This window comes from Peribacillus alkalitolerans, assembly GCF_010882125.1.
GTDB lineage: Bacteria > Bacillota > Bacilli > Bacillales > DSM-1321 > Bacillus_BN > Bacillus_BN alkalitolerans.
Map to the genome: position 1 here is coordinate 1 of NZ_JAAGVZ010000024.1, position 15,768 is coordinate 15,768.

The 15,768-nt window shown below is 35.5% G+C and carries 18 protein-coding genes; all 18 read left to right on the top strand.

Going from position 1 to position 15,768, the window contains the following annotated elements; all coding sequences use genetic code 11:
• The first annotated feature begins 358 nt into the window (after window positions 1–358).
• Entirely contained in the window at window positions 359–919 is a 561-nt protein-coding gene (locus G3O09_RS19065; protein WP_163103033.1) for an AAA family ATPase, read from the top strand.
• A gap of 265 nt (window positions 920–1,184) precedes the next feature.
• Window positions 1,185–1,742, top strand: coding sequence for a hypothetical protein (locus tag G3O09_RS19070; protein WP_163103034.1), 558 nt, complete (start codon window positions 1,185–1,187; stop codon window positions 1,740–1,742).
• Between the two features lie 78 nt (window positions 1,743–1,820).
• The gene (locus G3O09_RS19075; RefSeq protein ID WP_163103035.1) at window positions 1,821–2,228 is read left to right on the top strand and encodes a GNAT family N-acetyltransferase; all 408 of its coding nucleotides are present in this window, start codon (window positions 1,821–1,823) and stop codon (window positions 2,226–2,228) included.
• Window positions 2,229–2,480: 252 nt separating this feature from the next.
• A complete protein-coding gene (locus G3O09_RS19080; protein WP_163103036.1) occupies window positions 2,481–2,918 on the top strand; it encodes a hypothetical protein in 438 nt (145 codons plus the stop codon).
• Window positions 2,919–2,996: 78 nt separating this feature from the next.
• Window positions 2,997–3,389, top strand: coding sequence for a RidA family protein (locus G3O09_RS19085; protein WP_163103037.1), 393 nt, complete (start codon window positions 2,997–2,999; stop codon window positions 3,387–3,389).
• 366 nt (window positions 3,390–3,755) lie between these two features.
• Window positions 3,756–4,193, top strand: a complete 438-nt coding sequence (locus G3O09_RS19090; protein WP_163103038.1) for an NUDIX hydrolase — start codon at window positions 3,756–3,758, stop codon at window positions 4,191–4,193.
• Window positions 4,194–4,221: 28 nt separating this feature from the next.
• Window positions 4,222–4,692 carry a histidine phosphatase family protein gene (locus G3O09_RS19095; protein ID WP_338048423.1) on the top strand — a complete coding sequence of 157 codons (471 nt, stop codon included), beginning with the start codon at window positions 4,222–4,224 and terminating at the stop codon, window positions 4,690–4,692.
• A gap of 562 nt (window positions 4,693–5,254) precedes the next feature.
• On the top strand, window positions 5,255–6,031 hold the full coding sequence (locus G3O09_RS19100) for an amino acid ABC transporter substrate-binding protein (RefSeq protein WP_163103039.1): 777 nt from the start codon (window positions 5,255–5,257) through the stop codon (window positions 6,029–6,031).
• Window positions 6,032–6,101: 70 nt separating this feature from the next.
• Complete coding sequence (locus G3O09_RS19105) at window positions 6,102–6,764, top strand: amino acid ABC transporter permease (protein WP_163103040.1); 663 nt, start codon at window positions 6,102–6,104, stop codon at window positions 6,762–6,764.
• Window positions 6,765–6,776: 12 nt separating this feature from the next.
• The gene (locus G3O09_RS19110) at window positions 6,777–7,523 is read left to right on the top strand and encodes an amino acid ABC transporter ATP-binding protein (RefSeq protein ID WP_163103041.1); all 747 of its coding nucleotides are present in this window, start codon (window positions 6,777–6,779) and stop codon (window positions 7,521–7,523) included.
• Between the two features lie 344 nt (window positions 7,524–7,867).
• Window positions 7,868–8,896 carry a multicopper oxidase domain-containing protein gene (locus G3O09_RS19115; RefSeq protein WP_163103042.1) on the top strand — a complete coding sequence of 343 codons (1,029 nt, stop codon included), beginning with the start codon at window positions 7,868–7,870 and terminating at the stop codon, window positions 8,894–8,896.
• A gap of 15 nt (window positions 8,897–8,911) precedes the next feature.
• Window positions 8,912–10,081 (top strand): ZIP family metal transporter, encoded by a 1,170-nt coding sequence (locus G3O09_RS19120; RefSeq protein WP_163103043.1) that lies wholly within the window; start codon window positions 8,912–8,914, stop codon window positions 10,079–10,081.
• Window positions 10,082–10,095: 14 nt separating this feature from the next.
• On the top strand, window positions 10,096–10,275 hold the full coding sequence (locus G3O09_RS19125; RefSeq protein ID WP_163103044.1) for a twin-arginine translocase TatA/TatE family subunit: 180 nt from the start codon (window positions 10,096–10,098) through the stop codon (window positions 10,273–10,275).
• Window positions 10,276–10,868: 593 nt separating this feature from the next.
• On the top strand, window positions 10,869–12,077 hold the full coding sequence (locus tag G3O09_RS19130; RefSeq protein WP_275898339.1) for a M20 family metallopeptidase: 1,209 nt from the start codon (window positions 10,869–10,871) through the stop codon (window positions 12,075–12,077).
• Window positions 12,078–12,118: 41 nt separating this feature from the next.
• The gene (locus G3O09_RS19135) at window positions 12,119–12,937 is read left to right on the top strand and encodes a DUF3100 domain-containing protein (RefSeq protein WP_163103045.1); all 819 of its coding nucleotides are present in this window, start codon (window positions 12,119–12,121) and stop codon (window positions 12,935–12,937) included.
• A 3-nt stretch (window positions 12,938–12,940) separates the two neighbouring features.
• Window positions 12,941–13,393 carry a hypothetical protein gene (locus tag G3O09_RS19140; RefSeq protein WP_163103046.1) on the top strand — a complete coding sequence of 151 codons (453 nt, stop codon included), beginning with the start codon at window positions 12,941–12,943 and terminating at the stop codon, window positions 13,391–13,393.
• A gap of 676 nt (window positions 13,394–14,069) precedes the next feature.
• Window positions 14,070–14,801 (top strand): polysaccharide deacetylase family protein, encoded by a 732-nt coding sequence (locus tag G3O09_RS19145; protein ID WP_163103047.1) that lies wholly within the window; start codon window positions 14,070–14,072, stop codon window positions 14,799–14,801.
• 287 nt (window positions 14,802–15,088) lie between these two features.
• Window positions 15,089–15,610 (top strand): DinB family protein, encoded by a 522-nt coding sequence (locus G3O09_RS19150; RefSeq protein WP_163103048.1) that lies wholly within the window; start codon window positions 15,089–15,091, stop codon window positions 15,608–15,610.
• Window positions 15,611–15,768: the final 158 nt, after the last annotated feature.

Here is a 15,768-nt window from a genome sequence, read left to right on the forward strand (position 1 = left end):
GTTAACATATTTATCACCTAAGCACATTTTGTAGTACCTTCATTATACAAAAAAAGACCGCAGACAAATCCCCTTTTTGGGGGATTTGTCTACAGTCTGAATAACCCCATTATCTGGGGTTATTTTTTTTTTTTTTGAGAGGTTCCTAAAAAAAGTTAGTATTGTTAGATGTGCTTTAAAGAAAGCTCCTATACCTTCTTAATCATGTTAAATTTGTGGTGTTTTGATTATTAATAAATTTAGTGAAGAGCTGTCGTTATGGAAGCCTTTCTTTTTACAAACGTGGCAACTTGGAAGAAGGGAATTATAATTGAATTATAGAATAATTAGAGAAAATTGTTTGTTTTAAGGAGAGCTTATGAAATTTATTCATATATTTGGACCACAAGCGGTTGGAAAAATGACTGTTGGGCAGGAGTTAGCGAAAATAACGGATTTGAAACTTTTTCATAATCATATGACGATTGACTTGGTTAATCATTTCTTCGATTACAGTACAAATGAAGGAAAAAGATTAGTAAAATTGTTTCGTCAGGAGATATTTGAAGAAGTATCAAAGAGTAATTTGTATGGAATGATATTCACTTATGTATGGATGTTTGATCTGGAATCAGATTGGGATTATGTTAAGCGACTCTCCCAGCTTTTTGAGTCCAGAGGAGGCTCTGTTTACTATGTAGAACTTGAGGCTGACTTAGAAGAGAGACTTGAGAGAAATAAAAGTCCAAATAGACTTGAACACAAACCTAAAAAAAGAGATATTGAATGGTCTGAAAATGACTTAAAACGCACAATGGAGAAACATAGATTGAATTCCTTAGAAGGTGAAATCACATTTTCAAATTATATAAAAATCAACAATACAAGCTTGAATGCAGTTGATGTAGCTAAAATAATTAAAGAAAGATTTCATTTATGAGTTACTTTGTTGTTTACAAACGTAGTTCAACTTAATGAGGGGTAATCCAGAAGGATTATCTCTCTTTATTATTGAATAAGGTTTATTTCTAGTTATATTGCTTAAGAGGCAGATTAGTTCAAATAGAATGTAGAATAAAATTACCATCTTAGATCTCCCTTTAGTAAGTGTAGATTATATAGATGCTAAAAGAAATGAAATAGAAGAATAAAAGGAAATGGAGGTCCGCTAATCTATAGCGTGTCCTTTTAACTAAAAGGATTGAATGGGGGGAATTTACATCTTAATCGGTACAAGATTTATCAATTTCAGTAAAAAACTTGGGATAGGGTTTATTGGTGCACTTATTACTGGAGTAATTTGTGGGTTTTTGCTAAGAATCATTATGCGGATCATTGCTCTTGCATATCCTTCATTAGGAAGCGGTGTATCAATTCAAGGAGTGATTTCCCTGATAGGTACTGGAATTAGCTTTTGTTTAGCGAGCAGTATCTTATATACATATGTAGCACCATATCTTCCAAATCATTGGGTAATGAAAGGAAGTATATTTGGCATTATCAATCTAGTTTTTTTCGGCATACCTATATTAAATAATCCTGATTTACAAGGTGATCAAGCTATTTTGACAATTATACTATTCTCTTGTGTTTTCATAACGGGTGGGTTATTACTGGCATACACCTGTTGGAAGATTTCTACATTTTCCCAAAATCGAAACCACAATAAAATATGGCACGTCAGTTTTATTGTTTTTGTAATTCCAGCCTTAGTATCGCTAGTTCAAAACATAAGTGGGGTATTGATAGAGGTATTGGGATAGTATGATGGTTTCATTGTCAAACGCTTTTCTTATTTAGTTTGAGTAAAGTTATGAGATAAAAAATAAGGAGGTTCTGTGGTGAAAAATAAAATAGATTATACGATAAAACCCCCTGAAAATTTTAAGGGATTATTGACATTGTATGATGAATTAGGATGGAACTCGCTTAAATTAACAATTAATGATTTAGAACAAATGTGCAATCAGAGTTGGTATGTAATATATGCTTTTGATGACCAAGAATTAGTAGGAATGGGACGTGTTATTTCTGATGGAGTAATTACGGCAATTATATGTGGAGTATGTGTATTACCAAGCTACCAGTCTAGAGGAATTGGCAAAGAAATAATGAAACGAATAATCGAGCATTGTGGCCAAAATAGAGTAATTCCTCAACTTATGTGTGTAGAACGGTTAGAGTCTTATTATGAAAATTTAGGTTTCAAGAAATTTTCCATTGGAATGACAAAAAATATAAATCGTTAATTTGCTTTTGTTAACCTTAAAGCACTTATTTTCTAATAATTGAATCAAGATTGTAAAAGGTTGTACTTAAACTATTGGGGACTAGAGTTCAATAACAAAACTTGTTATGCAGCTCTCATTTTTTTGTTCTAATCTTGAGGCTTTGAACGGATGAAATACACTAATTTTTAAGGGGAAATGATAAAAAACTTTTAAAACCTTAAATATTCAATATATTAATTAGTACTTATATTGTAAGGAGTGCTCCTAATCATGGAAGTAGTTGAAAGAAAAAAGAGAATTAAAACAAGTCAAATTTTAGGGTTAATTATTATTGGTTTAGTTATAGCTGCAAACTTTAATATAATTCAAAGCTCGCTTAACAAATTTATTGTTCAACAGACGAAAAAGGAGTCAACAGTTACTAAAACTTTAACCCCACATGAAATTGACCAACTGGAAACTAAACAAGAGAAACTTTCTCAAAAATATGACAAAGCAAAAACTGAATGGCTTCATAAAGAGATTGAGCTTGGTGCATTCCTTATGAGGCGTAACGGTTATTCATTTCTGTTGCACCATCCTGAATACGATTCAGCAGCGATTAAATATACTGTAACTAAGTACAAAATTGATGGAAAAATAGTTGAGTTTATGAGTAAAAGTGAAATCATTCAAGTTCATTCAAAAGAAGGATGGAAAGATCTATAACTGCTATATAAAATAAACCCCTTTTCCAACTTACGCATTCTCATATATTCTTATTACATTGTAAAGGATTGATTATTTATGAAAAAATTTAGAAACCCTGACACGATTCATACTCCTGTTGCTCCATATGTGCATCAAATTGAAATATCTGGTGCTAATAGATGGTTAACTTTATCTGGACAATTAGGTATGGATATCGATGGCACAGTACCAGAACATCCCTTAGAACAAATGAAATTAGCATTAGAAAATATTAAGAGAAACCTTGAAGCTGCTGAAATGGAAGTTAATGATTTAACTAAGTTAGTGTTTTATTTAGTTGGTGACTTTGAAGCTAATGAAAGAAAAAAAATAATAAGTGATTTTCTTGGTGAACACCTTCCGTGTACAACAATGGTTTATGTAGTTGCTCTAGCTGCACCTGCTTTTAAAGTTGAAATTGATGCTTGGGCCTGTAAAGAGGTTGAATAAATATTCTATATCCCTTGTTTGTACTAACCAGGGCGAGAGTTGAAGATCCAGCTACCATTTAGGGTGCTTTTTTATATACCTAAAGGGGCGGGTTAGTGGAGGAAGGAAATGTCCTACTACTTACAGAATATTTCATATAGGTATTATTGATATCCTATTTATCTTAATACCAAATATTATAAGCTGAAATGACAATTTGATCAATGAGGGCGGTGATCCAAAAGGATTATCGCTCTATTTTATTGAAATAAGATAAAATGAATTGGGAAGTAATGGGGCAGGTTAGCACAAAAAAGATTAAAACAAACAGGAGATTGGTAGGGTTTGAAGAAGTAAAAAAATGAATCTTTAGGAGGGAACTTATAAATGTTTATTGTAAATGTTGAAGGTGCAATTAAGAAAAATGATAAATGGCTTATAATTGAAAGAAGCGTAAAAGAAGACCACGCTGGTGGTATGCTTTCTCTTGTTGGAGGCAAGGTAGATATTGAAGGGAACTCCTCAGATATATTAGAAAGAACTGTAAAGCGTGAAATTTTAGAAGAAGTCGGTGTGATAGTAAAAGACAGGATAGATTATGTACACAGTACATCTTTTGTAACAGAAACGGGTGAAAATGTAGTAGATATTGTTTTTCTTTGCGAACATTATTCTGGTCAGGCATTTCCTAAAAGTCCTTATGAAGTAGAAAAGGTCCTATGGTTTACTACAGAAGAAGTATTAAGCCACCCAAAAGCACCTATTTATTTAAAAGAAAGTATAAAACGAGCTGAATCGTTGAATCCAATTCATCCCTCATTTTAACTTTATAATCCATATACTTAATATTGGAGTGGTTTTGTTGAAGAAAATATATATTATAAGGCATTGTGAGGCTGAAGGACAACCATCCGAATCACAACTCACAGATAAAGGTTTTAAACAAGCAATAGAGGTATCTGATTTTTTTTCAGAAATTAAAATCGACCGTATTATTTCAAGCCCTTATAAGCGTGCTATACAATCTATACAGCCACTTTCAAAGCGGTTAAATGTCGAGATAGAGATTAATAGACAATTAACTGAACGTGTACTAAGTACTAAAAATCTTTCGGACTGGTTGGAAAAACTACAATTAACATTTGAGGATATTGACCTGAAATTTGAAGGTGGAGAGTCCAGTAAAGAAGCCACGCAACGAATAGTAGAAGTTGTAGAGGAAGTTTTTAACTGTGAATATGAAAATACTATCATGGTTACCCACGGAAATCTAATGTCATTACTTTTAAAGTATTATAATGAAAATTTCGGATTTGATGATTGACAAAAACTTAGTAACCCTGACATATTCATTTTAAGAAATGCGAGTAATAAAGTAATTTATGAACGATTATGGCAACAAAAATAGGTTATAGGTATAGATAGATTGTGAAGAAACGTACTATCGGGATAATTAAGGATTAGAGCTGTCATTCAGCATTTCTTATTGAAAAAACGATCTATTTATTCAGCTAAAGCTGGCGGTGGTCCTAAAGGATTATCGCTCTTTTTATGTGAATTAAGATATGGTGAATGAAGGTCGTTGGCATACCCATCTTCAACCAGCATTATCAATTGAGTCTAATACTCAGTTTGAAACAGAGATAAATCAAAAGTTCCCTCATGATAAATTTTTAATTTTAACAACAACTATATTTTTATTTTGAGGGTAATTTGCATACCGCAAACGCTTTATCTTGGTAATGTATTAAAATAAATTATTGACACATATTTTGATCTTGTGTTAACTTTATGTCATCGCAATTTATTTCTCTAATACATTAGCGAAATAAAGTATTTGGAAGTTTAGTATTTTAATATAAATTTTGTAAAGGTGGTATACACAAATGGCACGTTTTGCAGCTATGATCTTATCCATTTCAACTGTATTATTCCTACTTATTGGTTGTTCCAAATCTGAAGAAAAAATTAATAAAGACACACTAGTCATTGGAATTGATGATAAATTTGCCCCTATGGGATTCCGAGATGAGAAAAATGAAATCGTAGGATTTGACATTGACTATGCAAAAGCGGCTTCAGAAAAAATGGGGATGAAGGTTAAATTCCAACCTATAGACTGGAAAACCAAAGAATCTGAGTTAAGCAGTGGAAGAATTGATTTAATTTGGAACGGATACACAATCACTGATGAACGCAAAAATAAGGTTCTGTTTACAAAACCCTACTTAAAGAATGCACAAGCGGTAGTCACATTGGGGAATTCGAACATTACGAATCTTAATGATTTAGGAGGAAAAGTGATTGGTCTTCAATCTCTTTCTTCGGCTGCTGATGCTTTGAATAGTAGTCCGGTTAATTCACAAGTCAAGACCGTGACGGAATATGCCGACAATGTTCTAGCCTTAAGTGATCTGAAGTTAGGTCGGGTGGATGCTGTGGTAATTGATGAAATTGTCATAAAGTATTACATGTCAAAAGAGAAAGAGACTTTTAAGTTACTCGATGAATCTCTAGCTCCTGAGGAATACGGGGTAGGTGTGAAAAAAGGAAACGAAGAACTATTAAAGAAACTTCAAAAGGCACTTGATGAGATGAATGAGGACGGTACAGCTGCAGAAATCTCTCGTAAGTGGTTTGGAGAAGATAAGGTATTAAAGTAATTAGCGGCAAAAATAATGGACAAGCAGGATTTCCAGTGGAAAGCCTGTTTTGTTTTTGGAGGAATGTTACATGTCTTTGGATTATGTGATTTCAATACTTGTTCCTATGTTAGAAGGGGCTAAGATGACAGTACTATTATTTTTAATTGCCATACTGTTGTCGATTCCGCTTGGGTTCTTATTAACATTAGCAGTAAAAAGTAGGATTAAGACTATATCATTTATTGCACAGATTTATATTTATTTGATGCGGGGTACACCACTACTTCTTCAGTTGCTTTTTATAGTTTTTGGACTGCCACTTATTCCTGTAATAGGTGAATATTTGGTACTAGATCGATTTTTAGCTGCCTGTTTGGGATTCATTTTGAACTACGCTGCATATTTTGCTGAAATTTTTCGTGGAGGGTTATTGGCGATAGATAAAGGACAATATGAAGCTTCACAAGTCCTAGGTTTGAGTAAATGGCAAACCACAAATAAGGTTATCTTACCACAAATGTTTCGAATAGCACTTCCTGCAGTTTCAAATGAATCGGTGACACTAGTAAAGGATACTGCGTTACTCTATGCAGTTGCTGTACCCGAATTATTACACTTCGCACAAACAGCTGTGAACCGTGATTTTACTATTGTTCCATTCTTTTTAGCGGGGATTATCTACTTAATGTTAACACTCTTATTAACTATTCTTTTTAAGTGGCTCGAACAAAGGTTCAAATTTGAAAAATAAGGAGTGGTGAATGTGTCAATTATTGAAGTATCTAATCTCAAAAAATCATTTGGTAAATTGGATGTATTAAAAAAGATTACTTTTGATGTTAATAAAAATGAAGTGGTTGCAGTAATCGGCCCATCCGGTTCGGGGAAAAGTACGATGTTGCGTAGTCTTATTCATTTAGAAGAAATAGATGACGGAAATATCAATATTACTGGTAAACATCTGGTGAGGGACGGAAGCTACTCTAATATACAGGAAATCAAGCAAATTACGTCTAAGATGGGCATGGTATTTCAGAATTTCAATCTCTTTCCTCATCTGAATGTAAAAGAAAATCTTGAACTTGCTCCAAAAATGTTGAAGAAAGAATCAATTGAAGAAATCGTTAAACGAAGTACAAGCCTATTAGAGAAAATAGGTCTCTCTGATTGGTCGGATGCTTATCCTGATATGCTTTCTGGTGGCCAAAAGCAAAGAGTTGCAATTGCAAGAGCACTAATGATGAACCCAGAAATTTTGTTGTTTGATGAACCTACATCTGCCTTGGATCCAGAATTGACTGACGAAGTACTAAATGTAATGAAGCAATTGGCAAAAGAACATATGACTATGATAGTGGTGACACATGAGATGGAGTTCGCTAAGGAAGTTGCTGACCGAGTCATATTCATGGATAACGGGAAAATCATAGAATCAGGTACGCCTGATGAATTGTTTAATAGTCCACGGAACGAAAGAACGAAAATGTTTTTGAAACGTAAAATAATATAACCGAATAAGTCACAAGTAAAAGGCTGTCTTTTTAGGCAGCCTTTTGTATTTGTTGAATACTTTTTCTACTAGTCAAATTAAACAGCTTCGCCTTCTAAGAGTAAAGGACAAATAACATTAAAAATGGTTCTTGTGGTGCGAATCATTAACCACAAGGGCCTATATTTTTTGTCTACTATCCATTTTCAAATCCATCCAATATGAAAGTAGGAAAAGAAAAATGTATTCAAATTAATAAATATATTATTCGTTTGGTGATTGACAAGAATGATGTCCGTATCATAAATTTATAGACAAAGATAATAAAGTTGCATTAGGCAAACTTTTTAAGAGGAGGTAAAAGTATGTCGGACAATAAAATGTCTCGTCGAGATATGTTAAAGATTGGTACGGCGGGAGCGCTTGGTATTGCAGGGAGCATGTATTTAAATAAAGTGTCCCAGTTTTCAGGTGTAGCGAAGGCAGAGACCCATCATACATCCAGCAAAAAAAGTCATTCTGGAAGTCATTCTGGAAGTCACTCACATGTGGTAGACACGTCCAAAACAGAAGGCTATTTGATGGCAGAACGCCTATTAACCGAGTTTGATTATGGAAAGGTATCCAATCTTTCAGATGGGCGTACTCTTCGTGAATATGAGGTAGTGGCAATTGATAAAGAAATCGAAATCGCTAAGGGAATCAAGTTTCCAGGCTGGACGTACAACGGGTCCATTCCAGGACCAACCTTTCGTTGTACAGAAGGAGATGTATTACGTTTTCATTTTGTGAACCAAGGAAGCCATCCTCATTCCATTCACTTTCACGGTATCCATCCTCCCGAAATGGATGGCATCGACGCTATTCCGCCAGGTGGTTCGTTTACGTATGAATTTGAAGCACAACCCTATGGCTTACAGATTTACCATTGCCATGTGTTGCCATTAAGAAGGCATATTCATAAAGGACTGTATGGGAACTTCATCATTGATCCAAAAACGCCTAGGGAGCCAGCAGTAGAAATGAACATGGTCATGAATGCCTTTGATTTAGACTTAGACGGAGCCAATGAATTTTACACCGTGAATGGGTATGCGTTTGCATTTATGAATCATCCCATACAAGTAAAGAAGGATGAGCTTGTCCGAATCTATCTTAGCAATTTAACGGAGTTTGACTTACTCAACTCCTTCCACTTACATGCCAACTACTTTACGTATATTCCGACGGGTAGAAACGAAAATCCTACTCAATTTACGGATACGATTATGCAATGTCAAGGGGAACGAGGAATCATTGAAGTGCGTTTTCCTTATAAAGGAAAATATATGTTCCATGCCCATGTAAGTGAATTTGCGGAACTCGGCTGGATGGGATTCTTTGAGGTCGTATAAAGAGGAGGGAAGAGAATGAAAACAAAATGGTTTATATCAGGTTTGATCCCACTAGCCTTGTTAGTGTTGGTTTTAGGATGGGTATTTACAAAAGGGGCAGGTGTAGAAAGAGAACCGGCAGCACCGATTGAAGTCTTAAATGTTGAAAAGTTCAAGGTCATTCCTGGGGGTTTTGAACTCGATGTTAGTAACACAGGACCCGAGACATTGACCATCGCTCAAGTCATTGTGGATGATTCCGTTTGGAATTTTTCCATGGAACCTAGTCCGACTCTAAAAAGATTTGAAGATGGAAAAGTCCGAATTAATTATCCGTGGGTGGAAGGAGACCCTCATACGGTCTTATTAATTTCAGAGAATGGAATCATCACAGAAGCAGGATTGGATGCAGCCACTTTAACACCTGAACCATCATGGAAGAGTTTCTTAAATTATGGGTTCATCGGATTCTATGTAGGAATTGTCCCAATCACGTTAGGTTTACTGTGGTATCCTTTTATGAAACGATTGAACCGAAAGTGGATAAATGGCATTCTTGCCCTTACTGTAGGGTTATTATTGTTCTTATTTTTTGGTACTTTATTTGATGGATTTGAAATTGGAGCAGAAGCTCCCTCGGTATTCCAAGGTAACATGGTCGTCATTATTTGTACGATTTTAACCTTTTTACTACTCTTCGGATTCGATCAATATCAACAACGAAAACAGAAGAGAAACGGTTATTCTCCATTTGGAATTTCCTTATTGATGGCTACGGGGATTGGTCTTCATAATTTTGGAGAGGGATTGGCGATTGGATCTTCCTTTGCACTAGGAGAAGCTGCATTAGGTACGTTTTTAATCATCGGATTTACGTTGCATAACATTACCGAAGGTATCGGGATAGCAGCACCATTATTGAAGACGAAGCCTAAAATCAGTACCTTCTTTCTACTAGGTGCCATCGCAGGAGCACCTGCGATTCTCGGAACCTGGTTTGGAGGATTTGTCTTTTCACCGATTTGGGGAGCTGTTTTCCTTGGAATAGGTGCAGGTGCTATCTTACAGGTTATCTTTGTGATAGCCAAAATGCTGATGGATGATCATAAAAAGAATGCAGAACCTTCAGTTTCTTGGTTGAATTTTGCAGGTTTTACTCTTGGGATATTAATTATGTATTTCACGGCATTCTTCGTTAAATATTAAAGGAGGGGCTAAATATGGCAAATATAGGGGTAAGTGGTGCAGTATTAATTCTCGTGTTGGCATTAATCGTTTTTGGTCCGAAGAAACTTCCAGAACTGGGACGTGCGGTGGGTACAACATTGAGGGAGTTTAAGCAGTCCACCAAAGGTCTCATAGATGACCACGAGAAGGAAAAAGAAAAGGAACCATCGTAAACTATGAAAACATTAAATGTAAAGACTCTTTATAGACTCTTTATACTTCTTTAACAAAGGCAACATTATGGAGTGGAGGGGAAGCAGGGCTTCCTTTTTCCCTTTCCCATACATTAAAACCGTTACATTAAAAAGTCGATTTGCACCATATTAGAATCACTAATTCTTATCGTCTAATCCCGGTTATTGCAAGGAATTTAAAGATTCTTGAGTTCTTCCAAATTCATATTTACAAGGAGTTTAATTTTGTTTATTTGGACTCACCAAGTAATTATATACAGAAACTATAATTAATAGATTCATCAAGCTTCCTCTTTCTCCATTCAAAGAATCCATTCTTATTCTTCATGCTCTTTCCTCGTGATTTCTTTTATTTAATATACTTCTATAATAACAGAATTAAGATAAAAGGGAATTATTAGCAAATTACTATGAGTAAATCCTTATCTATTACACCCTTTTCACATACTTTCTAATCAAAAAACATAAGAAGAATATTTCGACTTCCAAAATAAACTGAATTATTATAAAATTATGTAAACTTAGGACAAGCACATGTTTCTAAGTTTCATTTTGAAAAGGAGTGAAGAGAATTGGATCAATTATTTAAGGGATTAGATGATGTTTTTGACGAAATGGTTGAAATCCGCCGTCATCTTCATCAACATCCAGAGCTATCTTTTGAAGAAGTTAATACGGCAAATTTTATTGCTGCCTACCATGAAAAATTAGGACATGAAGTAAGAACGAATGTTGGTGGAAATGGGGTATTAGCCTATTTAAAAGGGGATAAACCTGGTCCAACCGTTGCTTTACGGGCAGATTTTGATGCACTTCCAATTCAAGAAGAGACCGATGTACCTTTTAAATCAGTCAATGATGGGGTTATGCACGCATGTGGACACGATGGCCATACTGCCACTTTATTAGGTCTAGCCAAAGTGTTAAATGGGATGAAATCTGAACTCAAAGGGACCGTTGTTTTCCTACACCAGCATGCCGAAGAATTACCCCCAGGTGGAGCCATTTCCATGATCGAAGATGGTTGCTTAGACGGGGTGGATGTTATTTTTGGCACTCATTTACAAGCAACGATGCCTTTAGGGGAAATAGGTTATCGCTCAGGCCCACTTCAAGCCGCTCCAGATCGTTTTGACATTAAAATTAAGGGTAAAGGCGGCCACGGGGCAGCTCCACATGATACGAAGGATAGTATTTTAATTGGAGGTCAGCTCCTTACAAATCTACAACAAATTGTGAGTAGAAAAGTAGATCCACTGGAATCAGCCGTTGTTTCCGTTTGTTCCTTTGAAGCAAAAGGTCCTTATAATGTGATTCAAGACTCCGCTTCAATGATTGGAACCGTTCGTACGTTTAAAGAAGAGATTCGTACTTTTATAGAGAATGAAATTGAAAGAGTGGTAAAAGGAACCTGCCTCGTTTCAGATGCTTCCTATGAATATACATACTATAGAGGATACCCTGTTTTAGTAAACCATAAAGAGGAAACAGAGTTCGTAGCAAAATTAGCTGAGTCTGTTCCTGGAGTGGAGAGTGTGATAGAAACACCGCCAATTATGGGTGGTGAAGACTTTGCTTTCTATTTACAAAAAGTAAAAGGAACCTTCTTCTTCACTGGTGCTAAAAATCCAGAGTGGGAAGTGGCATATCCACATCATCATCCAAAATTTAATATCGACGAAAGAGCCTTATTAATTGCCGCTAAAGTTTTAGGTAAGGCAACCTTACAATACTTGAAAAGTGGTGTAAGGGAAATAGTCGAGTCGAGCAGTTCTCGTTAAATAGATTTAGGAACGAAGTTCAAAAAAGGGGGATGAATGTGATGTCAGAACAGGTTCAACAATTATGGAAGGATTGGCGATTGCATGCACTCGTATTAGCCATCGTATTAGTGACAGAAGCCATCGGAATCCATCAAATCCCATTAGGTCCAGGTACCATTTTACTATTGCCCATGCTTTATGCAGTTATTATCGGGATTGCATTATACTTCACACCACTTGTAAAAGAAAAACAGTCCATAAATGCAGAACAACTTGTATTTTTATCGGTGACCCTTTTAGTTGCTAAATTTGGGGTGCAAGCTGGACCAGCCTTGCCTAAGTTAATAGCCGCAGGACCAGCACTACTCCTTCAAGAAATAGGCAATATCGGTACCATTTTAGTAGGTCTACCAATTGCGGTGATCCTCGGACTGAAACGTGAAGCCATCGGTATGACACACTCTATCGGTCGTGAGCCAAATGTTGCGTTAATTACAGATAAGTATGGTTTCTCCTCCCCTGAAGGGCGGGGAGTAATGGCGATCTACATTTTCGGAACCGTTTTTGGAGCTATTTTCATGGGACTCATTTCTGGATTTTTAGCTACAGTGACACCACTACACCCGCTTTCCTTTGCAATGGCGACAGGAATCGGAAGTGGAAGTATGACGGCTGCCGCATTAGGTCCACTAGTTTCAGCTTTTCCTGAAATGAAAGAAGATATCATAGCCTTTTCAGGAGCAAGTAACCTCGCCACATCTGTAACAGGCTTATATGCCAGCATTTTTATTGGTTTACCTTTAACGGAAAAAATGTACACATGGTTGACAAGAAGAAAAAGTAAAAAAGCAGATCCAAATGTAAAGGTGGGGGCATAACCAATGTTAAAAAACATTCAAGAATGGGCACTCGTATTAGTCATCATTGGAGCTGTAGTATTAATTGGAAACTGGGTTGGCTATGATGTTCTCCCAACGAAAGCTTTACCAGGATTGCTTAGCTTAGTACTTATTTGTTTAGCTGGATTAATTATTTCCAAACTAATTCCAGCAAAAATTCCCAGTATCGCCTACATTGGGATTTTAGGTTTTATCCTCACCATTCCCGGCATGCCAGGATCGGAACAAATTGTCAAATGGACAGCCGAGGTGAACCTTTTAGCCATTGCAACACCCATCTTAGCCTACGCAGGAATCGGAATTGGCCGCTCATGGGCAGACTTCTCCAAACTAGGCTGGAAAACCATCATCGTTGGTATGTGCGTTCTACTAGGAACCTATTTAGGATCTGCAGTCATCGCGGAAATTGTGTTGAGATTTCAGGGAATTATATAGAAAACAAGGAAGCAAAAGAACCGTCCTTTTGCTTCCTTTATACCCTTATTTCACCCTAGCAAACCCAACCCCCGATACATAATCATCACCAGTTTCTACTCCAATTCCACCATTAATATCATAAAATTTTGCTAATTCTGTCCAAAGTCGAGTGGGCTCCATGATGAATTGCATGACTAAATTTTTGATGCTTGGCCAGAGACATGCGGTATAGCCATGGAAGTTCCGCTAATTGTTTTGTAGTTTCCTTCATACTATGTAGATTCAAACGCAATTTTTTCTTATTAAAGCTACGTAGCAGGTTAGTTGAACTATAAATTGAATAGTTTTAAGTTTTATAAAGCATTTCTTTGTAATGAGGAATGCTTTTTATCTTTTTTAAAATGAAAAGGAAATTCCTATAACAATAATGTTTTCAAATGGGGCAAGTCCCAGACGCGTATGTTACTAATCTAACAACACAGAAATTCTTAATAAGGATAAAGATGGGGCTTGGTTTCCATAAAACAGGATAAACAATAACGAGGATTTAAAGCAGGGATAGAAGTAAAGGTATGGTACGAAGTAATGGATGAATCATTACCTGGATCTGGCATTTCGATAGAAATCATAAAAACAAAATATTGAGGAACAATAAATTGAAAAAATTTTAAAAGGATATAAAGCGAGGAGTTTTATGAAAAAGGGTGTAATGTTTTTCCTCTGTCTAATTATCTTTATTGTTCCATCACAAGTTTTTGGACAACGAAAAGTACCTATTTTAATTTATCATTCAATCGACGAGTTTAAAGGACAGGGTTCTAAGGAGTTATATGTAACCCCTAAAAATTTCGAGAAACAAATGATTTATTTGCGAGATCATGGATATACATTACTTACTTTTGATCGGTGGCAAGACATTAATAAAGTAAACAAACCCATTTTCATTACTTTTGATGACGGATACAAAAACAATCTGAATGCATTTGCAATCTTTCAAAAAATGAAAAATGAACGTTTCCAACCAACTGGTACCATTTTTGTTATTTCTGACTTTATCGGTCGTTCCAACCGATTATCTAAATCGGAATTAAAAATGATGGCTGATTCGAGTATAATGTCCATCCAGTCTCATACTGCAACACATCCTGATTTGACGAAAATAAAAAATTATGAATATGAACTGAAAGAGTCCAAAGAGAGAATTCAAAATATAACGGGAAGACCCGTTATTGCTCTTGCATATCCATACGGAAATAGTAATAGCAAGGTTGTAGAAGAAACGAAGAAATACTATATGTTTGGACTTACAACAACTCCTGAACCATTTACTGAGAAGAGCATTAAAGATGAACTCTATCTGTTACCACGAATCTATATCAAGTATTCGACTAATCTTGATGACTTTGCAAAGATAGTTGAAGGATAACGATAGCGTTTACTATACCGGGTAATCTTTTAGTCTTTTAAAAATCAAAAGAACAGTGCATAGAATTAACTTCCTTGTTCAACAAAATAGTGCGTTTATCCATGTAGGATAACGCACTTATTTTGTTGAAGTTCTTATTGATTGGGTAGTTTAGTTGAAGAGTCCAGATAAAATTCTGTTCAGCAATCTGGCCATTTAGGTGAAGATCTCATCAGATAATTAATAATTTAAAGAATAATTCATTCTGAGAAAGAATATTAAAAAAGTGATGATAAGGAGGCGATTGTATGGCTAATCATGTAGAAAATCTATATAACTATCATGTATGGGCAAATCAACGGATTATTGATCATCTTAAGACAATGTCATCCGAGAAATATCAAAAGAAATTGAAAAGTGTCTTTTCTTCTGTTTCAGAGGTTTTGTCACATATCTATTTGGTAGAATATGCATGGCTTTATATCCTGGAAGGTCAGAATATGAAAGAAGCCATGCAATCTTCACTTCAACTTCAAGAAAAGATTGTTAAACATTCCATTGAAGACTTAGAAAAGGAATTTCACATTTTATCAACTCGGTTTATATCCTTTTTGACCAGTCAGGAAGATATGGAAAAGAGAATTATGCTGGATAATCCATGGGCAGGATTAAGAGAGACAAGTCTATCTGAAATGGTCTTACACGTTGTGAATCATGGATCCTATCATAGAGGGAATATTTCAGCTATGTTGCATCAGTTGGGTGATTCTTCAGTTATGACTGATTATGCTTTTTATTGGTATTCAGATAATGTTCTTCATCAGAAATAGGTAAGAGAAGAATAAGTATTTTCCTTCTTAAAAGTGGCTTCTGTTAAGGATCGAGAGCTGTGCAAACAGCACTTTCTATGAGTTAACGGATGGCACTCATAACCAATCTTCTGAGATTATTTTGCAACTTTATCTGCAAGATTAAGTTAATTGGTTCT

Excerpts from the sequence above, each read along its gene's own strand:
- G3O09_RS19145 (WP_163103047.1), top strand. The coding sequence starts at position 14,070 with ATGAAAAAGGGTGTAATGTTTTTCCTCTGTCTAATTATCTTTATTGTT.
- G3O09_RS19105 (WP_163103040.1), top strand. The coding sequence starts at position 6,102 with ATGTCTTTGGATTATGTGATTTCAATACTTGTTCCTATGTTAGAAGGG.
- G3O09_RS19085 (WP_163103037.1), top strand. The coding sequence starts at position 2,997 with ATGAAAAAATTTAGAAACCCTGACACGATTCATACTCCTGTTGCTCCA.
- G3O09_RS19150 (WP_163103048.1), top strand. The coding sequence starts at position 15,089 with ATGGCTAATCATGTAGAAAATCTATATAACTATCATGTATGGGCAAAT.
- G3O09_RS19090 (WP_163103038.1), top strand. The coding sequence starts at position 3,756 with ATGTTTATTGTAAATGTTGAAGGTGCAATTAAGAAAAATGATAAATGG.
- G3O09_RS19080 (WP_163103036.1), top strand. The coding sequence starts at position 2,481 with ATGGAAGTAGTTGAAAGAAAAAAGAGAATTAAAACAAGTCAAATTTTA.
- G3O09_RS19100 (WP_163103039.1), top strand. The coding sequence starts at position 5,255 with ATGGCACGTTTTGCAGCTATGATCTTATCCATTTCAACTGTATTATTC.
- G3O09_RS19115 (WP_163103042.1), top strand. The coding sequence starts at position 7,868 with ATGTCGGACAATAAAATGTCTCGTCGAGATATGTTAAAGATTGGTACG.
- G3O09_RS19140 (WP_163103046.1), top strand. The coding sequence starts at position 12,941 with ATGTTAAAAAACATTCAAGAATGGGCACTCGTATTAGTCATCATTGGA.
- G3O09_RS19070 (WP_163103034.1), top strand. The coding sequence starts at position 1,185 with ATGGGGGGAATTTACATCTTAATCGGTACAAGATTTATCAATTTCAGT.
- G3O09_RS19125 (WP_163103044.1), top strand. The coding sequence starts at position 10,096 with ATGGCAAATATAGGGGTAAGTGGTGCAGTATTAATTCTCGTGTTGGCA.
- G3O09_RS19135 (WP_163103045.1), top strand. The coding sequence starts at position 12,119 with ATGTCAGAACAGGTTCAACAATTATGGAAGGATTGGCGATTGCATGCA.
- G3O09_RS19065 (WP_163103033.1), top strand. The coding sequence starts at position 359 with ATGAAATTTATTCATATATTTGGACCACAAGCGGTTGGAAAAATGACT.
- G3O09_RS19120 (WP_163103043.1), top strand. The coding sequence starts at position 8,912 with ATGAAAACAAAATGGTTTATATCAGGTTTGATCCCACTAGCCTTGTTA.